Origin of the sequence: Brachybacterium sillae (assembly GCF_025028335.1) — a bacterium.
GTDB lineage: Bacteria > Actinomycetota > Actinomycetes > Actinomycetales > Dermabacteraceae > Brachybacterium > Brachybacterium sillae.
In genome coordinates this window covers 1,095,509-1,112,958 of record NZ_JAFEUW010000001.1, presented here as the reverse complement: position 1 = coordinate 1,112,958, position 17,450 = coordinate 1,095,509, and the positions used below count along the sequence as shown (strand labels likewise).

16 protein-coding genes and 1 tRNA gene are annotated in these 17,450 nt (G+C 71.6%); 8 read left to right on the top strand and 9 right to left on the bottom strand.

All coding sequences use genetic code 11. The features are described from left to right. Positions 1-24: 24 nt before the first annotated feature. The 5 genes from JSY14_RS05160 to JSY14_RS05140 form a co-directional block, all read right to left on the bottom strand. Positions 25-864 carry an SAM hydrolase/SAM-dependent halogenase family protein gene (locus JSY14_RS05160; protein WP_259557699.1) on the bottom strand — a complete coding sequence of 280 codons (840 nt, stop codon included), beginning with the start codon at positions 862-864 and terminating at the stop codon, positions 25-27. A gap of 76 nt (positions 865-940) precedes the next feature. Next, the gene (locus tag JSY14_RS05155) at positions 941-1,471 is read right to left on the bottom strand and encodes a hypothetical protein (protein WP_259557698.1); all 531 of its coding nucleotides are present in this window, start codon (positions 1,469-1,471) and stop codon (positions 941-943) included. Positions 1,472-1,774: 303 nt separating this feature from the next. Beyond that, positions 1,775-2,734, bottom strand: coding sequence for a cation diffusion facilitator family transporter (locus tag JSY14_RS05150; RefSeq protein WP_259557697.1), 960 nt, complete (start codon positions 2,732-2,734; stop codon positions 1,775-1,777). 91 nt (positions 2,735-2,825) lie between these two features. Continuing rightward, positions 2,826-4,151: a DEAD/DEAH box helicase gene (locus JSY14_RS05145; protein WP_259557695.1), complete on the bottom strand. Its 1,326-nt coding sequence runs from the start codon at positions 4,149-4,151 to the stop codon at positions 2,826-2,828. A 251-nt stretch (positions 4,152-4,402) separates the two neighbouring features. Next, on the bottom strand, positions 4,403-6,394 hold the full coding sequence (locus JSY14_RS05140) for an OPT family oligopeptide transporter (RefSeq protein ID WP_259557694.1): 1,992 nt from the start codon (positions 6,392-6,394) through the stop codon (positions 4,403-4,405). A 148-nt stretch (positions 6,395-6,542) separates the two neighbouring features. On the opposite strand from JSY14_RS05140, the gene JSY14_RS05135 reads away from it, so the two are divergent. The 4 genes from JSY14_RS05135 to JSY14_RS05120 all read left to right on the top strand — a co-directional run bounded on the left by JSY14_RS05135 (position 6,543) and on the right by JSY14_RS05120 (position 10,378). After that, the gene (locus JSY14_RS05135) at positions 6,543-7,616 is read left to right on the top strand and encodes an alpha/beta hydrolase (protein ID WP_259557692.1); all 1,074 of its coding nucleotides are present in this window, start codon (positions 6,543-6,545) and stop codon (positions 7,614-7,616) included. 103 nt (positions 7,617-7,719) lie between these two features. After that, entirely contained in the window at positions 7,720-8,637 is a 918-nt protein-coding gene (locus JSY14_RS05130) for a ribonuclease HI family protein (RefSeq protein ID WP_259557691.1), read from the top strand. Beyond that, the gene (locus tag JSY14_RS05125) at positions 8,634-9,833 is read left to right on the top strand and encodes a DUF418 domain-containing protein (protein ID WP_259557690.1); all 1,200 of its coding nucleotides are present in this window, start codon (positions 8,634-8,636) and stop codon (positions 9,831-9,833) included. The genes JSY14_RS05130 and JSY14_RS05125 overlap by 4 nt, the downstream gene beginning before the upstream one ends. Beyond that, positions 9,830-10,378, top strand: coding sequence for a DUF4031 domain-containing protein (locus tag JSY14_RS05120; protein WP_259557688.1), 549 nt, complete (start codon positions 9,830-9,832; stop codon positions 10,376-10,378). The genes JSY14_RS05125 and JSY14_RS05120 overlap by 4 nt, the downstream gene beginning before the upstream one ends. On the opposite strand, the gene JSY14_RS05115 is transcribed toward JSY14_RS05120, so the two are convergent. From JSY14_RS05115 to JSY14_RS05105, 3 genes are read right to left on the bottom strand one after another with little or no spacing between them, the layout of a single operon-like run. Further along, positions 10,351-11,922 (bottom strand): sensor histidine kinase, encoded by a 1,572-nt coding sequence (locus JSY14_RS05115; protein ID WP_259557687.1) that lies wholly within the window; start codon positions 11,920-11,922, stop codon positions 10,351-10,353. The two genes, JSY14_RS05120 and JSY14_RS05115, sit on opposite strands and share 28 nt — an antisense overlap. A 14-nt stretch (positions 11,923-11,936) precedes the next feature. Continuing rightward, entirely contained in the window at positions 11,937-12,650 is a 714-nt protein-coding gene (locus tag JSY14_RS05110) for a response regulator transcription factor (protein ID WP_259557686.1), read from the bottom strand. Between the two features lie 55 nt (positions 12,651-12,705). Then, positions 12,706-13,137: a LapA family protein gene (locus JSY14_RS05105; RefSeq protein ID WP_259557685.1), complete on the bottom strand. Its 432-nt coding sequence runs from the start codon at positions 13,135-13,137 to the stop codon at positions 12,706-12,708. 124 nt (positions 13,138-13,261) lie between these two features. Here JSY14_RS05105 and gnd point away from each other — a divergent pair, with 124 nt between their 5' ends. Further along, entirely contained in the window at positions 13,262-14,818 is a 1,557-nt protein-coding gene (gnd, locus tag JSY14_RS05100; protein ID WP_259557684.1) for an NADP-dependent phosphogluconate dehydrogenase, read from the top strand. 100 nt (positions 14,819-14,918) lie between these two features. Here the strand turns inward: gnd and JSY14_RS05095 are convergent, their stop codons facing one another. Beyond that, the gene (locus tag JSY14_RS05095; RefSeq protein ID WP_259557683.1) at positions 14,919-15,266 is read right to left on the bottom strand and encodes a hypothetical protein; all 348 of its coding nucleotides are present in this window, start codon (positions 15,264-15,266) and stop codon (positions 14,919-14,921) included. Between the two features lie 155 nt (positions 15,267-15,421). Here JSY14_RS05095 and JSY14_RS05090 point away from each other — a divergent pair. From JSY14_RS05090 to JSY14_RS05080, 3 genes are all read left to right on the top strand, one after another. Further along, a tRNA-Leu gene (locus JSY14_RS05090) sits at positions 15,422-15,496 on the top strand. A 31-nt stretch (positions 15,497-15,527) separates the two neighbouring features. Next, positions 15,528-16,244, top strand: coding sequence for a YggS family pyridoxal phosphate-dependent enzyme (locus tag JSY14_RS05085; protein WP_259557682.1), 717 nt, complete (start codon positions 15,528-15,530; stop codon positions 16,242-16,244). Between the two features lie 72 nt (positions 16,245-16,316). Beyond that, positions 16,317-17,450: a trans-sulfuration enzyme family protein gene (locus JSY14_RS05080; RefSeq protein ID WP_259557681.1), complete on the top strand. Its 1,134-nt coding sequence runs from the start codon at positions 16,317-16,319 to the stop codon at positions 17,448-17,450.

Below are 17,450 nucleotides of genomic sequence, written 5' to 3'. Positions count from 1 at the left end.
GGGTGAGAGGAGGGATGGACGGGATCAGGGTGCGGGGCGCAGCGACACCCGCCAGGAGGCGCCGGTGCCCAGGGAGAAGGCGCGCGCATAGTGTCCCCGGTTGATGGCGATGGCCATACGGTCCAGGGAGTTCACGTACAGCAGGGACTCGCCGATCTCCACCGACGCGAAACTCGGCACGTAGCGCATCTGGGCGGCATGGACGACGACATCGTGGTGCATCACGCGCACCGTGACGCGGTCCCCGTGCTCGACCCCGAGCTCGCGGAACAGGGGCCGCGGGATGGAGGTCCACAGGGAGCCGTAGCGCACGTCGAGAGCATCGATCGCGCCGTGGACGGCGCCGTCCTCGAGGACCGGGTCATCGACCGGCAGGGTCACCAGCTCCTCCCGGGCAACGGGGGCACCGACATCGGCGAAGTCGATGATCCCGGCGGCGAGGCGCGCCCCGGTGTAGGCGTAGACGTCGCGACCGTGGAAGGTGTAGGACTCCGCGGATCCCTGCAGACGGTTGGCGGTCTCATCGATGATCCGCACCTCGTCCAGCCCGAAGAAGCGATCGACATGGGTGAGGGTGCCGTTGTTGGGCGTCACGACCAGGTGGCCGCTGGCGGTGCGGGCGACGACGCTCAGCCGGTCGGAGCCCACTCCCGGATCCACGACGGACACGAACACTGTGCCCTCGGGCCAGTACTGCACCACCTGCGCGAGACGGTAGGACCCCTCGTGGATGTCGTACGGCGGGATGTTGTGGGTGAGGTCGTGGACCCGCAGCTGCGGGGCGACGCCCAGGGCCACGCCGTACATGGCGCTGACGGCGCCGTCGTCGAGGCCGAAGTCGGATTGCAGGACCAGGGGGTGCATCCGCTCAGTATGCGGCCCGGGAGCGCCCCAGCGCTCCCGGGTCCATCGGCGCGGCATCAGCCGAGCGAGGGCAGGGTCACTCGCGGACCTTCTGCTCACGCGCGGCGGTGTAGCCCAGGGCCACTCCCTGGCAGGGGTCGAGTGCGCTCGTCGCGATCGTCGGCGACGCGGTGGTGTCGATGCCTGCCCCGAATCCCAGAGGCCCACTGGCGTCGTAGAGTCCCGCGTCCATACCTCTGACGACATAGTGCAGCTGACCGTCGGCGGTCCCGGAGCCATCGAGTGGCCCGACCACTCGCACAAGGGCCGTTGCAGTCCAGGTGGTTGTCTCGACGTCGGTCCAGGTCCCGTCGGGATTCTGCACTGAGGTCAGCGGTCCGGGCGAGGGCGTCAGACCTGTGGTGGAGACGATGTCGAGGGAACCGTCAGGGCTGCTGAACGTGAGCGTCCCGATCTGGTCGGTGGTGTAGGTCGAGGGAACGGTGAGCCGCCAGAGGTAGAGGACCTCCAAGCCGGCAGCGAGGGGGGTACCGCCTTCGGTGGTGCCGATGGCCACAGTGTTCTCCACGATTGTCGGCGTCATGGCGATCACGCCGGTGTTGGCCATCGAATAGTTGTCTGATGGGTACACCAGGGCCGATCCCGTCACATTCGTGCTCGGGTCACACTGCGACGCGGCGAGGGCGGGGGCGGTCACGGAGACGACGGCGACGGGGCGGCCCAGAGGACGCCTCGGGTCAGGGCACGGCGGGACACAGTGGTCATGCGGGGGTCCTTCGGTGGGGGTGGCGCCACCGAAGGGTGGAGCGTCATGCCACCGTATGACCTGCACGAATGCAGTGGAATGGCGAGGAATCAGTGGGACCGTGACGTCCGTCCCGTCGCGGGCCGCAGACCGGAGAGCCGGGTCTCAATCCTCGCGGGGCGGCACCGTCGGATCGTGGTCGTCGTCGTGGATACGGATGTAGGCCGTGGGGATGTCCATGTACGACGCCGGATCGCTGATGGGCTCCAGGTGCGTGAGCACATGCAACCCCTCCAGGGCGCCGCGCAGCTCGTCCTCGAGGCCGTCGATGTAGTCGTGGCCCTGTTTCACCGTCCAGTCGTCGGGCACCAGCACGTGCACGTTCATGAACTTCTGCTGCCCCGCCTCGCGGGTCTGCAGGCCGTGGAACGTCACCTGACCGTCGGTGCGGCGCCGCAGGATCTCCGTGATCACGGCGTTGTCCTCCTCCGGCAGCACCTTGTCGAGCAATCCGGAGATCGACTCGGTCATCAACCCGATGCCGGTCACGATGATGTTCACACCCACGGCGAAGGCCACCACGGCATCGAGACGGTCCCAGCCCGTCAACCACACCAGCCCCACGCCGACCAGCACGCCCACGGAGGTCCACACGTCCGTCATGAGGTGTTCGCCGTCGGCGGTGAGGGTGATGGACCGGTGACGCGCACCGGCGCGCATCAGCACCACCGCCACCACACCGTTCAGCAGGCTCGCCGCCACGGAGATCAGCAGCGCCGGGCCGACATTCTCCAGCGGACGCGGATGGATGAAGCGCTCCACACTCGTCACCAGGATCACGGCGGCCGCCACGAAGATCATGGCGCCCTCCACCGCTGCAGAGAAGTATTCGGCCTTCGCCCGCCCGTAGAGGAACTGCTCGGTGGCGGGTTTCGCCGCGATCTTCAGGGCGATCAGCGCGCCGATCGCGGCCACCAGGTTCACCGTCGACTCCGCGGCATCGGAGAGCAGGCCGACCGACCCGGTCATCGCCCAGGCGGCGGTCTTCAACGCGATGGTGGCGATCGCAGCGGCGATCGACAGCCAGGCGAACCGGGTGAGGTCCACGGGCTGAGAAGGGGTCACGGTGCCTCCTGGGGCGGGGCGTGGGGTGCGGGGGCCGAGGGGCGCCCCCGTACGGTACCCGGGGCAGGACCGGTGGGGCGGCTCCGGTCGGTCACCCGCGAGGGCGGCCTTGGCCCGCAACGCGCCGACGACGGCGCCCGCTGCCGGAGCCACGCCCGCCGCCTGTGCGGCCTCCACCGGGCCCGCGCCCACCGCCGGTGCCCGTCTGCTGCGGGGCCGGTGCCGGGTCCGTGGCCACCTCGGAGATCTGCCGCTCGCCGGGCGCGAGCTCCTGCAGCACCGGGCTGCCGGCATGCACGTCCTGGTGGTGGGTGGGGCGGATGTTCGCCTGACGCATGAGCCCGGCCACGTCCTTGCGCTGCTCCGGCAGCTGCACCGTCACCACGGTGCCGTCGGAGCCGGCGCGGGCGGTGCGGCCGCTGCGGTGCAGGTAGGCCTTGTGCTCGGCTGGCGGGTCGGCGTGCACCACCAGGCCGACATCGTCGACATGGATGCCACGGGCGGCGATGTCGGTGCACACCAGCGTGGTCGCGGCACCCGATTCGAAGGCCTCCATGGTGCGCACCCGTGCGTTCTGCGAGAGGTTGCCGTGCAGTTCCACGGCCGCCACCCCGGAGCGGTTGAGCTTGCGGGTCATGCCCTTGGCGCCGTACTTCGTGCGGGTGAAGACGATGGTGCGGCCGGGGGCGGCGGCCAGATCCCGGATGACGTCGAAGCGGGTCTCCGGGGTGACCTCCAGGACGTGATGGTCCATGGTGCCGACGGGCGAGGTCGCCGGATCGGCGGAGTGTGTCACCGGGTCGTGCAGGTACCGGTCCACGACGGTGCGCACCCCGCCGTCGAGGGTGGCGGAGAACAGCATTCGCTGACCGCGCCGCGGGGTGCGGTCGAGGATCCGCCGCACCATCGGCAGGAACCCCATGTCGCTCATGTGGTCGGCCTCGTCCAGCACGGTGATCTCCACGGCGGAGAGATCCGCGTGGCCCTGGCCCATGAGGTCGAGCAACCGGCCGGGGCAGGCGATGAGCACGTCGATACCGCCCGTGAGGGTATCCACCTGGGGCTTCTGGCCGACCCCGCCGAACACGACGGCGTACCGCAGCTCGGCTGCCCGGGCCAGAGGGGCGAGCGACTCGCCGATCTGGCTGGCCAGTTCCCGGGTGGGTGCGAGGATCAGCGCCCGGGGTCGACGGGCCTGGCGGCGGCGCGGCTGGGCCAGCAGGCGGGCGACGGTCGGCAGCAGGAAGGCGTAGGTCTTCCCGGAGCCGGTGCGTCCGCGGCCGAGCACGTCCCGGCCGGCCAGGGAATCCGGCAGGGTCGCCTGCTGGATGGGGGTGGGGGAGGTGATGCCCTGCGGCGCGAGCGCCTCGATCAGGACAGGGGGCACGCCGAGGCGCGCGAAATCGGTGGAGGTCAAAGGGGGTCCGTTCGATGACGGCCTGCCGGTCGCGACCTCGACCCGGCGCCAGGGCGCGCGGGGAGTCGGACGCCCGGGTCGGGCGCGCGCCGTGGCAGGGCTGGACGGCGCAGATCCTCGACACTACCCGCCCGGGCCCGGCACGCCGGGCCGGCTGTGACGTTCCCGGCAGGGCCACCCCGACAGGCCGACGGCCCGCCACCCCGCAGCAGCGGGACGACGGGCCGTCGGTGTCGCGCAGTCGGCCGGGCTCAGTGCTCCAGCGCCGAACGCTCGGACAGCTTGCGCACCCACAGGTACAGCGCCGCGACGGTCGCGGCGAACACCAGCACACCGAGCACGGTCGCGATCGGGGCGAAACCCTGCGGCATGATCGCGAGCGGGGAGTCGTTGCCGGTGGCCGCGACGATGCCCGCCAGCAGCACTCCGAACAGGGACTCACCGACGATCAGACCGGTGGCCATCAGCACGCCCAGGCGCTTGGCCAGCTCCGGATCGCGGGCGCGGTCGGCCCAGCGGTCGTACAGCATGCCGATGAGGGCACCCAGCGGGATGATCAGGGTGATGGCCATCGGCAGGTACATGCCCATGCCCACCGCCAGCGGCGGCAGTGCGAGCTTGCGCTCGGAGCGACGGGAGACGGCCCGCAGCACCTCGTCGATGACGATCACGACGGCGCCGATCAGCGCACCCAGGCCCAGCAGACCCCAGTCGAGGTCACCGCCGAGCACGCCCTCCACCAGCGAGGAGATCAGGGAGGCCTGCGGCGCGGCGAGGGCGTTCTCACCGGCCCCGGGTGCTCCGGCGAACCCGAAGGCGGTGGCCATGAGGCCCAGCACCGGGGGGATGATCAGGGAGCCGAAGGCCACACCGATCACGAGCGCCACCTGCTGCTTCCACGGGGTGGCGCCCACCAGCTGGCCGGTCTTGAGGTCCTGCAGGTTGTCGTTCGAGATGGTCGCGATGCCGAACGCCACCGCGGCGGTGAACAGGGTGTACGCGACCAGCGCGGAGGTGTCGGCGCCACCGGCGACGGCCTTCACCACCAGGGCGGCGGTGAGGGCCACCAGGATGCCCACGCCCGAGATCGGGCTGTTGGAGGCGCCGATCAGACCGGCCATGTATCCGCAGACGGAGGCGATGAGCAGGCCCAGCAGCAGGATGTACAGGATGCTGACGAGGATCAGCCCGCCGACGCTGCCGACCAGGGCGGTGTCGCGCACGAAGAACCACAGCAGCCCGGCGATCGGCAGCATCGAGGCGAGCGTCACCCCGGCGACCACCGGGAACGGGATGTCGCGCTCGGTGACGTCCACCTCGGTGCCGGCCTTCCGGGCGCGGCTGGAGGCGAGGCTCTGGGTGATGCCGCGGACGATCGGCCCGAGGATCCGCAGCAGCGTCCAGATCGCCGCCACGGCGATGGCGCCGGCGCCGATGAAGCGCACATCGGAGCCGAAGATCCCGCCGACGGTCTCCATCAGGTCACCCTGGCCGACCTGCCCGGCGGAGCGCATGGGCAGCAGCACGAAGTAGCTGAGGACCATGCCGATGATCATGGCGATGCCGACGGTGATGCCGACCAGGTGGCCGACGCCGATGAGAGCCAGCGAGAGGCTGGCACCGACCATGGTGCCGCCGGCGCCGACGCGGAACGCCCGCTCCACGGACGACCCGATCAGCTTCAGGTTCGCGAGCAGGTTGAACCCGGCGGCGGCGAGGGAGCCGACGAGGATCGCCCGCAGGCCGCGCTTGGACTCGACGGCGCCGGTGTGGGCGTTACCGACCTTCAGCACCTCCGCGGCGGCGACACCCTCCGGGTAGGGGAGGTCGGAGCCGGTCACCAGGGCGCGGCGCAGCGGGATGGAGAACATCACGCCGAGCGTGCCGCCCAGCAGACACACCGCCACGGTGGTCCAGTAGGGGAAACCGGTCCACCAGCCGACGATGACGAGACCCGGCAGCACGAAGATGATCGCGGAGAGGGTGCCCGCCGCCGAGGCGATGGTCTGGACGATGTTGTTCTCCATGATCGTGTGATCGCGGAAGTTCCGCAGGATCGCCATGGAGATGACCGCCGCCGGGATGGAGGTGGCGAAGGTCAGGCCCACCTTCAGGCCCAGGTAGACGTTGGCCGCGGTGAAGATCAGCGTGATGATGCCGCCGATGATCACGCCGCGGAGGGTGAGCTCGCGCAGACCGCTGGTGCGGGGCGTGGGGGAGCTCGTCGGAACTGCTGCCGACATGAGGAGGCTCCTCGGGTCAGGCGCCCGGGGGAGGGCGCGGGGGTCGGCCCCGCCGACGCGGGACCGGGGAAGGGACGAGGGGAGCCTACCGCGCCGTCGGTGTCCACGCCGTCTCGTACGCTGGACCTACCCGGGAAGGGAGTCACCGATGACCGCGCTGCGCCCCACCCCGGCGGATCGTGTGATGCGCGCCGCCGTCGGGGTCCTCGCTGCTCTGCCTCGCCCCGTGCTGCGGCTACTCGCGGGTCCCGCGCGGACGGTCGACGGCCAGGTCCTCGACCCGGAGGTGCGGATCGGTCTGCGGGTCCTGTCGCTCTCCCCGCCGAAGCCGTTCGCCTCGCAGCCCGTGGAGGTCTCTCGCCGCACCATGGACCATGAGGCCTGGCAGTTCGGTGGGCGGCCGCTGCCGGTCGGCGGGATCGAGGACCACACGGTTCCCGCGGATCACGGGGGCATCCCGGTGCGCCTGGTGCGGCCGCCGGCCGCGGCCGGGCGCCCACCGCTGATCGTCCATTTCCACGCCGGCGGGTTCGCTCTCGGTTCGATCGAGTCCCATATGCCGCTGGCGCGGTTCCTCGCGCATCACTCCGGGGCAGCCGTTCTTCTGGTGGACTACCGCCTCGCCCCGGAGCACCCGTTCCCCGCAGGCCACGACGACGCCGTCACCGCCTACGGCTGGGCCCTCGCACAGGCGGAGCGTCTGGGCCTGTCCCCGCGGATCGCCGTCACCGGTGACTCCGCCGGCGGCAACCTCGCCGTGCACGTGGCGCGCACCGCCCGGGATCGTGGCCTGCCCGCCCCTGCCCAGCTGGTGCTGCTGTCCCCGTGGCTGGACCTCGCCTCCCGGCGCCGCTCCCGCACCCTGTTCCACGACGGCTACTTCCTCACCGTCCCCGACCTCGAGTGGTATGTGCGGCAGCTGCTGCCGGAGGCCGGCACCGGGGGAGTCGGGCCCGACGATCCGCGGGTGTCGCCGCTGCGGGATCCCGATCTGCGCGGCCTGCCGCCCACCCACCTGGCATACGCGGGCTTCGACCCGCTGCGCGATGAGTCCCGGGACATGGCGGCGCGCCTGCGGGAGGCCGATGTGCGGGTGTCGGAGCGCTGCTGGCCCGGACTCGTCCACCCGTTCTGCAACACCCTCGGCACGGGCGGCAGTTCCCGCCGCGCCATGCTGGAGGTCGCGACGATCCTGCGGACCGCGCTCGACGCCCCCGCCTGAGCTGGCGGGTGAGGCGTCCCGACATCAGCACGCAGGGCCGCCGCCCCCTCGTGCACGGGGCGCCATCCTGCCCCGTCGCACCCCGTGCGGGACAATGGGTCGCATGACGATCACCGCGGCCGCAGACGGCTCCGCCCTCGGGAACCCCGGCCCGGCCGGCTGGGCCTGGTACATCGACGACGACACCTGGCGCGCCGGCGGCTGGCCCCACGGGACGAACAACATGGGCGAGCTGAAGGCGGTGCTCGACCTGCTCGAGGCCACCGCCGTCGACGCCGACCAGCACCTGCGGATCCTGTGCGACAGCCAGTACGTCATCAACTCCGTGACCCGCTGGATGCCCGGTTGGAAGCGCAAGGGATGGCGCAAGAAGGACGGCAAGCCGGTGCTGAACGTCGACCTGCTGAAGGCGATCGATGCCGCGCTGGCGGGCCGCAGCGTGGAGTTCGAGTGGGTGCGCGGCCACGCCGGGCACCGCATGAACGAGGCCGCCGACGAGCGCGCCCGCGCCGTCGCCACCGCCTACCAGAAGGGCACCGCTCCGCAGGTCGGACCCGGGTATCGCGGCGGCCCGGCGCCCACCGCCCCGACACCCGCCCCGAGCGCCGCCACGGCGGGTGAGGGCGACCTGCTCTCACTGCTGGGGGATGACCCGCAGACCGGCCCTGCGATCGACCCCGTGGCCGACATCGCCGCCGACGAGGTCGCCACCGCTGAGCTCGCCCTCCTGCGCGACGACGTCCGCTCGAGCCGCGAGGCCGCCGCCCGTCTCGTGCACCCGCACGCCACCGAGATCGGTGCCTCCGGCCGCGCCTACGACCGGCAGGGCATCCTCGACCTCCTCGGGCCCCTGGATCCTCCCGCCCAGCCGGAGAACCTGGTCACCGAACAGATCGCCCCCGGCGTGATGCTCGTGCGGTGGGACGACCGTCGGGCTGACCGTCTGGTGCGCCGCTCCTCGGTGTGGGTGCGCGACGGCGGACGCTGGCTGCTGCGCCACCACCAGGGAACCCCCGCATGACCACCCCGCCGGCCCCGCGCCTGATCGGGCCGGACGCGGCACGGGGCCTCGCGCTGCTCGGCATCGTCATCGCCAACACCGTCCACTACCTCAGCGGCTCCGACCAGACAGTGCTGTTCAAGCAGCGCACCACGGTGCCGTGGGACCGCGCCGCCGATGTCCTCGCCGCGGTCCTCGTCGACAACCGGCTGCTGCCCCTGTTCGCACTGCTGTTCGGCTGGGGCCTCGGGGTGCTGTGGCGGCGCTCCCACGACCGCGGCGACCGCGCCCCCCTCACCCGGCTGCTGCTGTGGCGCCGCTGCCTGGTGCTGCTGGGGATCGGTCTGCTGCACGGGCTGCTGCTGTTCAGCGGCGACATCGTCCACGCCTACGCCCTGTTCGGGCTGCTGCTGGTGCTGCTGATCCCCCGTCACCCGGTGGTGCTCGGCCTCACCTCTCTCGTCGGCGTCCTCGGACTGGTCGCCTGGGGCTGGTTCGACGGCACCTCCGGCCTCGTGTCCGGCCTGGTGCCGCCCGTCGTCCCGGAGGTCGTCGCCCCCACCTACGGCCAGTCCCTGCTGCAGCGCGGCCAGGCCCTGGGATGGTCCCTGCTCACCGCGCCCCTGGCCGACATCGGCCTGCTCACCCCGCTGGCACTCGGGGCCCTCGCCGCCCGCGTCCGGTTCCTCGAGGACCTCGCCCGGTGGCGGCCGTGGCTGCGTCGCCTCGCCCTGTGGGGTCTGGTCGCGTCGGTGCTCGGTGCCCTGCCGCTCGCTGCGATCCTCGCCGTCCCGTCCCTCGTGCCGGCGCCCGGTGCGGCCCCCGGGGCGATGCCGGGCACGGGTGCCGGCTCCCCGCTGGCGGAGATCGTGCTCGGCCTGCTCGGGGTGCTGCACCAGGTCACCGGCGTGGCGGGCGCCGCCGGCATCGCCGCCCTGTGCGCGCTGCTGGCCGACCGGCCCGCATCCCGCCGGGCCCTGCAGCCGCTCGCCGCGCTCGGCCGGATCTCCCTCACCGCCTACGTGGCGCAGTCGCTGATCGCCGCGCCGCTGTACTCGGCGTGGGGCCTCGGCCTGGGCGGCACCGTCGGCTCCGCCACCGCCACCGTCATCAGCCTCGGCATCTGGCTGCTCACCCTGGCGCTCGCCGTGCTCCTCGCCCGCACGGGCCGTCGCGGGCCGTTGGAGATGGTGCTGCGGCGTCTGGGCCGCGTATGACGGTCTATGCCGACACGCCCCGCTGGCCCCGCCACGGCACCCTGTGGGGGCACCTGGTCTCCGACACCTCCCTGGAGGAGCTCCACGCGACGGCCGCACAGGCGGGCGTGCCGCCCCGGTCCTTCGATCTCGACCACTACGACTGGCCGATGGGTGCCGAGACCCGGCTGCGGGAGGCCGGGGTGGTGATGGTCGGCAATGCGGAGCTGACCCGGCGGTTGATCGCCGGGGGCCTGCGCATCCCCGCGGCCCGCCGGCCCGCCGCGCGCCGTGAGCGCACCCGCCGAGCGGCCGCGCAGCTCGGTCTCGATCCCGTCCCCCGCGACCTCATCACCGGGCCGATCGGGCACGTCGATCCGCTGCCCGATCAAGCCGGCTCTTTCCGCCTCACCCGCGACGATCCGGCCCGGCCGCCGCGGATCGAGGCGCACGATGCGTCGGGCCGGGCGGCTGCCCGGCGGATGCTGGAGCGCCTCGATGCCGCCTCTCGGGCGCGCTCCGGCGCCCCGTGGACGGGTCAGGTGATGGACGGCCCGTCGTCCTGACCGAGGACGCGGACCTGATCGGGTGCCACGCTGTCCTCCGGGTCGATCTCCGCGGGCTGCAGTTCCACTCGGAAGGTGGCGCCGCCGCCGGGGGTCTGGTGCACCGTGATGCGGCCCTTGTGCTGATCCACGATGGTCGCGGCGATGGACAGGCCCAGCCCGGCGCCGCCGCCCTGCTCGGGGGTGCGCTGTCGCGATTCGTCGGTGCGGTAGAACCGCTCGAACACCTTGTCCCGCTGTTCCGGCGGGATGCCCTTGCCGTGGTCACGGACCTCCAGCAGCACCGTTCCCTCACGGGAATGCCCGACCGCGAGCTCCACGGGGGAGCCCTTCGGGGTGTGCCGATTCGCGTTCCCGACCAGGTTGAGGATCACCTGCCGCAGCGCCGGTTCATCACCCATCACGCCGACCGGTACATGCGGGGACACCGGCAGTGGCGTCCCGGTGAGGCCCACCACCATGACGGTGCGGGTGGGATCCAGCGCCCGCAGGTCCTGGGCGGCGTCGAAGATCGCGTCGGCGAGGTCCACCGGGGCGAGGTCGGGCTCCGGGTTCTCATCCAGGCGGGCCAGGCGCAGCAGGTTCTCCACCAGGGAGCCCATGCGGCGGGCCTCGTCCTCGATGCGGCGCATCGCCTGGGCGACGTCCTCCTCGGTGCGCATCGCCCCCATGCGGTACAGCTCCCCGAATCCGCGGATCGCCGCCAGCGGGGTGCGCAGCTCATGGGAGGCATCACCGACGAATCGGCGCATGCGCGCCTCCGAGCGCGTGGCCTTCGCCTCGGACTCGCTCTGCGAGGCGAACGCCTGCTCGATCCGCACCAGCATCTCGTTGAGCGTGATGGCGAGGGTGTCGACCTCCTGCGAGGCCCCGGAGACCGGCACCCGGCGGGAGAGGTCACCGGCGGCGATCTGCGAGGCCGTGTTCTCGACATCCCGCAGTGGTGCCAGCGCCCGGTGCGCCACCCAGCCCCCCGCGGCCATGCCCACCAGCACCACGGTCGACCCCACCACCACAATGATCAGGGCCATCTCGTGCATGGTCGAGTCGACGGCATCCAGCGGCAGCGCCAGGATCACGGAGCCGCCGACGGGCTCGCGGGTCGGTGCGGACATCGCCCGCCACCGGTTCCCGGAGGCGTCGAGCACGGTGAACGGCTTGCCCTGCTGGGCCGCGACCGCGTGCTGGGTCAGCTGCGGCAGGGCCGCCCGATCCCCGCGGGACCCGTGGCGGCGCGGCGCGAAGGTGGCGATGGTGGTGCCATCGGGGCCGCGGAACTCCACCACGAAGTCCACGGGGGCGCGGGACAGCTGCGACAGCCGCTGCCCGGTGTCCCCGTCGAGCTCCGCCTCGGTGAGGGCCACCATCTCCTGCATGCCCTGGTCGAGCTGGGTGTCGACGGTCTGCAGCAGCGTGCGCTCCAACAGGAACAGCGACAGCCCGCCCGTGACGAGGGTGCCCGCCAACAGCAGCAGAGAGATGACGGTGACCACCCGGGTCCACAGGGACACGGGCTGGTGGGTGCGCAGCGGGAGACGCGGCATCGGCGCCGCGCGCCTCAGGAGTCGGCGGCGCGCAGCACGTACCCGATGCCGCGCTTGGTGTGGATCATGGGCTCCCCGAGCACGTCGATCTTCCGCCGCAGGTAGGAGATGTACGACTCGACGATCCCGACCTCACCGGACCAGTCGTAGTCCCACACGTGATCGAGGATCTGCGTCTTGGAAACCACGCGGCCGGCGTTGAGCATGAGATACCGCAGCAGCTTGAACTCGGTGGGGGAGAGGTCCACCGGGACGTCACCGCGGAACACCTCGTGGGAGTCCTCGTCCAGCCGCAGATCACCCACGACGATGGCGCTCTCGGCCACCTCCTCGGTGCCCCCGCCGGTGCGGCGCAGCACCGCTCGGATGCGCGCCACGACCTCCTCCAGGCTGAACGGCTTGGTGACGTAGTCGTCACCGCCGACGGTGAGGCCCTGGACCTTGTCCTTGGTCTCGTCGCGGGCGGTGAGGAACAGGATCGGGTACTGCTCGCCGCGGTCCCGCAGCCGACGGGTGACGGTGAAACCGTCCATGTCGGGGAGCATCACGTCGAGCACCACCAGGTCGGGCTGGTGCTCGGTGGCCTCCTTGATGGCCTCGTTCCCGGTGGCGGCGGTGAAGACCTCGAATCCGGCGAAACGCAGCGAGGTCGCCAGCAGATCGCGGATGTTGGTCTCGTCGTCGACGACGAGCAGTCGTGCCTCGTAGTCGGTGTGCTCGGTGGTCATGGTCCCCACGGTGCTCTGATCGGTTGGGAGTTCGCTGGGATGATCGGCGCGGTGATCAGCGGCGACGCTCACGCAGCTCGGCCAGGCCGCGGCGCAGCTGACGCATCTGCCAGGCCATCTGCATCATCCGCACCGACCCGACCAGCGCCATGACCAGCGCGCCCACGATCGCGGCCAGCAGTATCGCCACCCCCAGCGGCAGGGTGAACTGCGCCCCGAAGTAGGTGAACACGGTCGGGATGTTGTTCTGGATCACGAAGATCAGCAGCAGCACCAGCACGATCGCACCGAGGATCAGCGCCAGCCAGATCCCGGCGGTCTTGCCGCCGCTGCGGGCCGGGACCTCGACCTCCTCGGCACGCGGGGCCGGGCGCTCCTCGCGCCGGACGTCACGCTGGACCTCCCGGCGGTCGTCGTACCGGTCCTCGCGGCGGTCGTCGAAGCGCTCGTCCTCGCGACGGTCGAAACGATCGGCGGTGGGGCTCATGGGTGCTCTCCTGCGGGGGTCGTGGAAACCAAGCACAACAGACTCTAGGCGCTCCGGCCGACTTCTAGGATGGGCGGCACGGGCCGTCCGCGGCCACGGAACCGACCAGCAAGGAGCCCTCCGCATGGCAACCTTCGCCCCCTCGCCCGCCGCCGTCGCCGACATCGGCGTGACCGGAATGGCGGTCATGGGTTCGAACCTCGCCCGCAACCTCGCCCGCAACGGGTTCACCGTCGCGATCCACAACCGGTCCGTCGGCCGCACCGAGGCCGTCATGGACGAGCACGGCTCCGAGGGCGATTTCCGCCCCTCGGAGTCCATGGCCGATTTCGTCGCCTCCCTGAAGTCCCCGCGCGTGGCGATCGTCATGGTGAAGGCCGGCGCCCCCACCGACGCCGTCATCGACGAGCTCGCCGACCTGATGGACGAGGGCGACATCATCGTCGACTGCGGCAACGCGCTGTACACCGACACCCGTCGTCGGGAGGCCGCCCTGCGCGAGCGCGGCCTGCATTTCGTCGGCGCCGGCGTCTCCGGTGGTGAGGAGGGTGCTCTGAACGGCCCCTCGATCATGCCGGGTGGCCCCAAGGAGTCCTACGACCGCCTCGGCCCGATGTTCGAGAAGATCGCGGCCCAGTACGACGGCGAGCCCTGCTGCACCCACGTGGGTGAGGACGGCGCCGGACACTTCGTGAAGATGGTGCACAACGGCATCGAGTACGCCGACATGCAGGTCATCTCCGAGGCCTACGACCTGATGAGTCGCGCGCTGGGGATGTCCGCCGCCGAGATCGGGGACGTCTTCGACACCTGGAACAAGGGTGATCTCGAGTCCTTCCTGATCGAGATCACCGCGACCGTGCTGCGGCATGAGGACCAGCGCACCGGCAAGCCGTTCGTCGACGTGATCCTGGACCGCGCCGCCCAGAAGGGCACCGGCGCCTGGGCCGTGCAGACGGCCCTGGACCTGGGGGTCCCGGTCACCGGCATCGCCGAGGCCACCTTCGCCCGGTCCGTCTCGGGGTCGGTGCCGCAGCGGGAGGCCGCCCGCGCTGTACTGCCGGCGCAGGTCGAGGCACAGGACGTGCCCGATCGTGAGCAGTTCATTGCCGACCTGCAGCAGGCCCTCTACGCGGCGAAGCTCGTCTCCTACTCCCAGGGGTTCGACGAGATCGCGGCCGGCGCCGCCCAGTTCGACTGGGACATCGACCTCGGCGCCATGGCGCGGATCTGGCGCGCCGGGTGCATCATCCGGGCGAAGTTCCTCGACCGCATCACCGAGGCATACCGCCGCGACCCGAAGCTGCCGCTGCTGCTGGCCGATGAGTACTTCACGCAGGAGATCACCCGGTGTGTGCCGGCGTGGCGCCGCGTCGTGGCCTTCGCCGCCGCTCACGGCTTCCCGGCCCCGGTGTTCGCGGCCACGCTGTCGTACTACGACGCCGTCCGCTCCGAGCGCCTGCCCGCGGCTCTGGTGCAGGCCCAGCGTGACTACTTCGGCGCCCACACGTACCAGCGTGTCGACACCGAGGGCACCTACCACGTCGAGTGGTCGGCCGATCGCAGCGAGACCCGTCAGGACCAGCCCGAGGGCAGTGTCACCCACGGTGCGGTCGACCGCGCCGCCGGTGAGCAGTCGCAGCGTCGCAGCACCGAGGGCGAATCCCACCATCAGGGCTGATCCCCGCTCCGCACGGGGACCCACGAGAACGCGCCCCGGTCACCAGCTGATGACCGGGGCGCGTTGCGCAGGTCGGGTGCGGGCCCGACGGGGGTGCGGCTCAGTAGGTGGTGCCCGCGCTGCCCACGAGGACGACCATCAAGATGATGTAGCCGACGACGAACAGCAGCGACAGGACGAGGCCGATGATGGTCACCAGCTTCGTCCACTTGATCAGCTTCTGGGCCCCGGCGGGGTCGGTGTCGACCTTGGCGATGCCGAGGATGCCCAGGATCAGCGCCGGGATGCTGAGCAAACCGCCGAGGAGAGCACCCAGGATGGTCCACAGAATGCCCTGGTTGCGCAGCTTGTCCCGATCGATGCCGACGGCACCGGGGGCGGTCGACGGGGCACCGGGGGTCGGGGTGCCGGGGGTCGGGGCGCCGGGAGCGGGGGTCGAGTAGGTCATCGATTCTCCAGTCGTGAGAGGTGGTCTCGCAGGGGAAAGGGATGGGCGACAGGCGCAACCGTCGCTGTGATCCCCGTCCGCCAGACTAACAACACCGTCACGGGATGCGACCCGACCGCCCGCTAGGCTTCCGGCGCGGGCCCCGCGGCCCGCCTGCCCCCATGGCCCAATCGGCAGAGGCGGCCGCCTTAAAAGCGGTTCCGGTCCGGGTTCGAGTCCCGGTGGGGGCGCCGCCTCACGCGTGCTGACTACGCTGGGTGCATGGACATCGTCGACCGTGTGGACGCCCTGTTGGAGCGCGTGGATCGGGCCTGTGAGAGGGCGGGCCGACGCCCGGAGGACGTGCTGATCCTGCTGGCCACCAAGACCCGCTCCCCGGAGGAGATCGCGGCCGCACTCACGGCGCTGCGGGAGGCCGGTCGGCGGGTCGCGGTGGGGGAGAACCGCGCCCAGGAGACCGCCAAGCATGATGACCCGCTGCTCCTAACGTTCCGGCAGGGCCCGGACCCGGTGGAGCGCCACTTCATCGGCCGCCTGCAGACCAACAAGGCCAAGGACGCCGTGGCCTTCGCCGATGTGGTCGAGAGCGTCGATCGCGATGACCTGGTGGAGGCCCTGGCCCGGCGCGCGGAGCTGGCCGATCGGGAGCTGCGCGTGATGGTGCAGGTGAACACCTCGGGAGAGGACTCCAAGGGGGGATACGCCCCGACCGCCGAGGCGGTGGCGCGCGCCGCCGAGGCGATGGCGGCGACGGGGCGCCTCCACCCGGTGGGTCTGATGACCATCGGCGCTCACACTGAGGACCCGGAGGCGGTGCGCGCCTCCCTCGCGCTGCTGCGCCGACTGCGCGACGAGGTCGCCCGGCCCGGTCTCACCGAGCTGTCGATGGGGATGAGCGGGGATCTGGAGATGGCGATCGAGGAGGGCGCGACGGTGGTGCGGCCGGGATCCGCGGTGTTCGGGCCGCGCGTCATGTGACGTCATCATCACTTATGGCCACCATGAGGAGGGCTTAGAGTAGTGGCTCCGCCGATCCCCGGGAGGAGCCCCATGCATATCGACACCCTCGCGGTGCAGACCCTGCGGCATCACGAGCACGGCGCCGTCGTGCCCCCGGTGCACCTCGCCTCCACCTTCGCGCTGGACCCCGCCACCGGTGAGGGCCCCTACGCCTACCAGCGCGGCGGCAATCCCACCCGTGCGGCCCTCGAGACGGTCCTCGCCGCACTCGACGGCGCCTCGCACGGTTTCGCCTTCGCCACCGGCATGGCCGCCACCGCCGCCGTGTTCGAGACCCTCCGCTCCGGGGACGTGGTGGTGCTGCCCACCAGCGTGTACGGCGGCACCTACCGCTTCGTCGAGCGTCTCCTCCCCGCGCGCGGCATCACCGCCCGCTACGTCGACGACCTCAGCGCCCTCACCGATGACGACCTGCCCGAGCGCACCCGCATGGTGTTCGTCGAGACCCCCGCCAACCCTACGTTGCGCATCACCGATCTGCGGCGGGTGGCCGAGCTCGCCCATCGTCACGGGGCGTTGCTGGTCGTCGACAACACCTTCATGACCCCCGTGCTGCAGCGGCCCCTGGAACTGGGTGCCGACATCGTCGTGCAGTCCGCCACCAAGTACCTCGGCGGCCACTCCGACCTGCTCGCCGGAGTGGTCACCACCGACGATCCGGCCCTCGCCGAGACCCTGGCCCTGGCCCAGAAAGCCGGCGGCGGGGTGCTCGCCCCGCAGGACAGCTTCCGCCTGATCCAGAGCATCAAGACCCTGCCGCTGCGCCTGGGCCGCCAGCAGGACAACGCTGTGGCGATCGCTGCCCACCTGCGCTCCCACGAGGGGATCGCCGCGGTGCTCACCCCCGGCAGTGCCTCCGAGGAGGAGGCCCGCGTGCATGCCGAGCAGGCCGCCGGCCCGGGGGCGGTGCTGTCCTTCCGCCTCGCACCCGGCCTGGACCGCGTGCGCTTCCTGCGCGCGCTGAACCTGCCCGCCTACGCGGTGAGCCTCGGGGGCGTCGAATCCCTCATCTGCCACCCGGCCACCATGACCCATGAGGCGATGACCCCCGAGGCCCGCGACCGCGCTGGTATCACCGATGACCTGCTGCGCCTCAGCGTCGGCATCGAGCGCGTCGACGACCTCATCGCCGACCTCGACCAGGCCCTCGCCGCCGCACGCTGA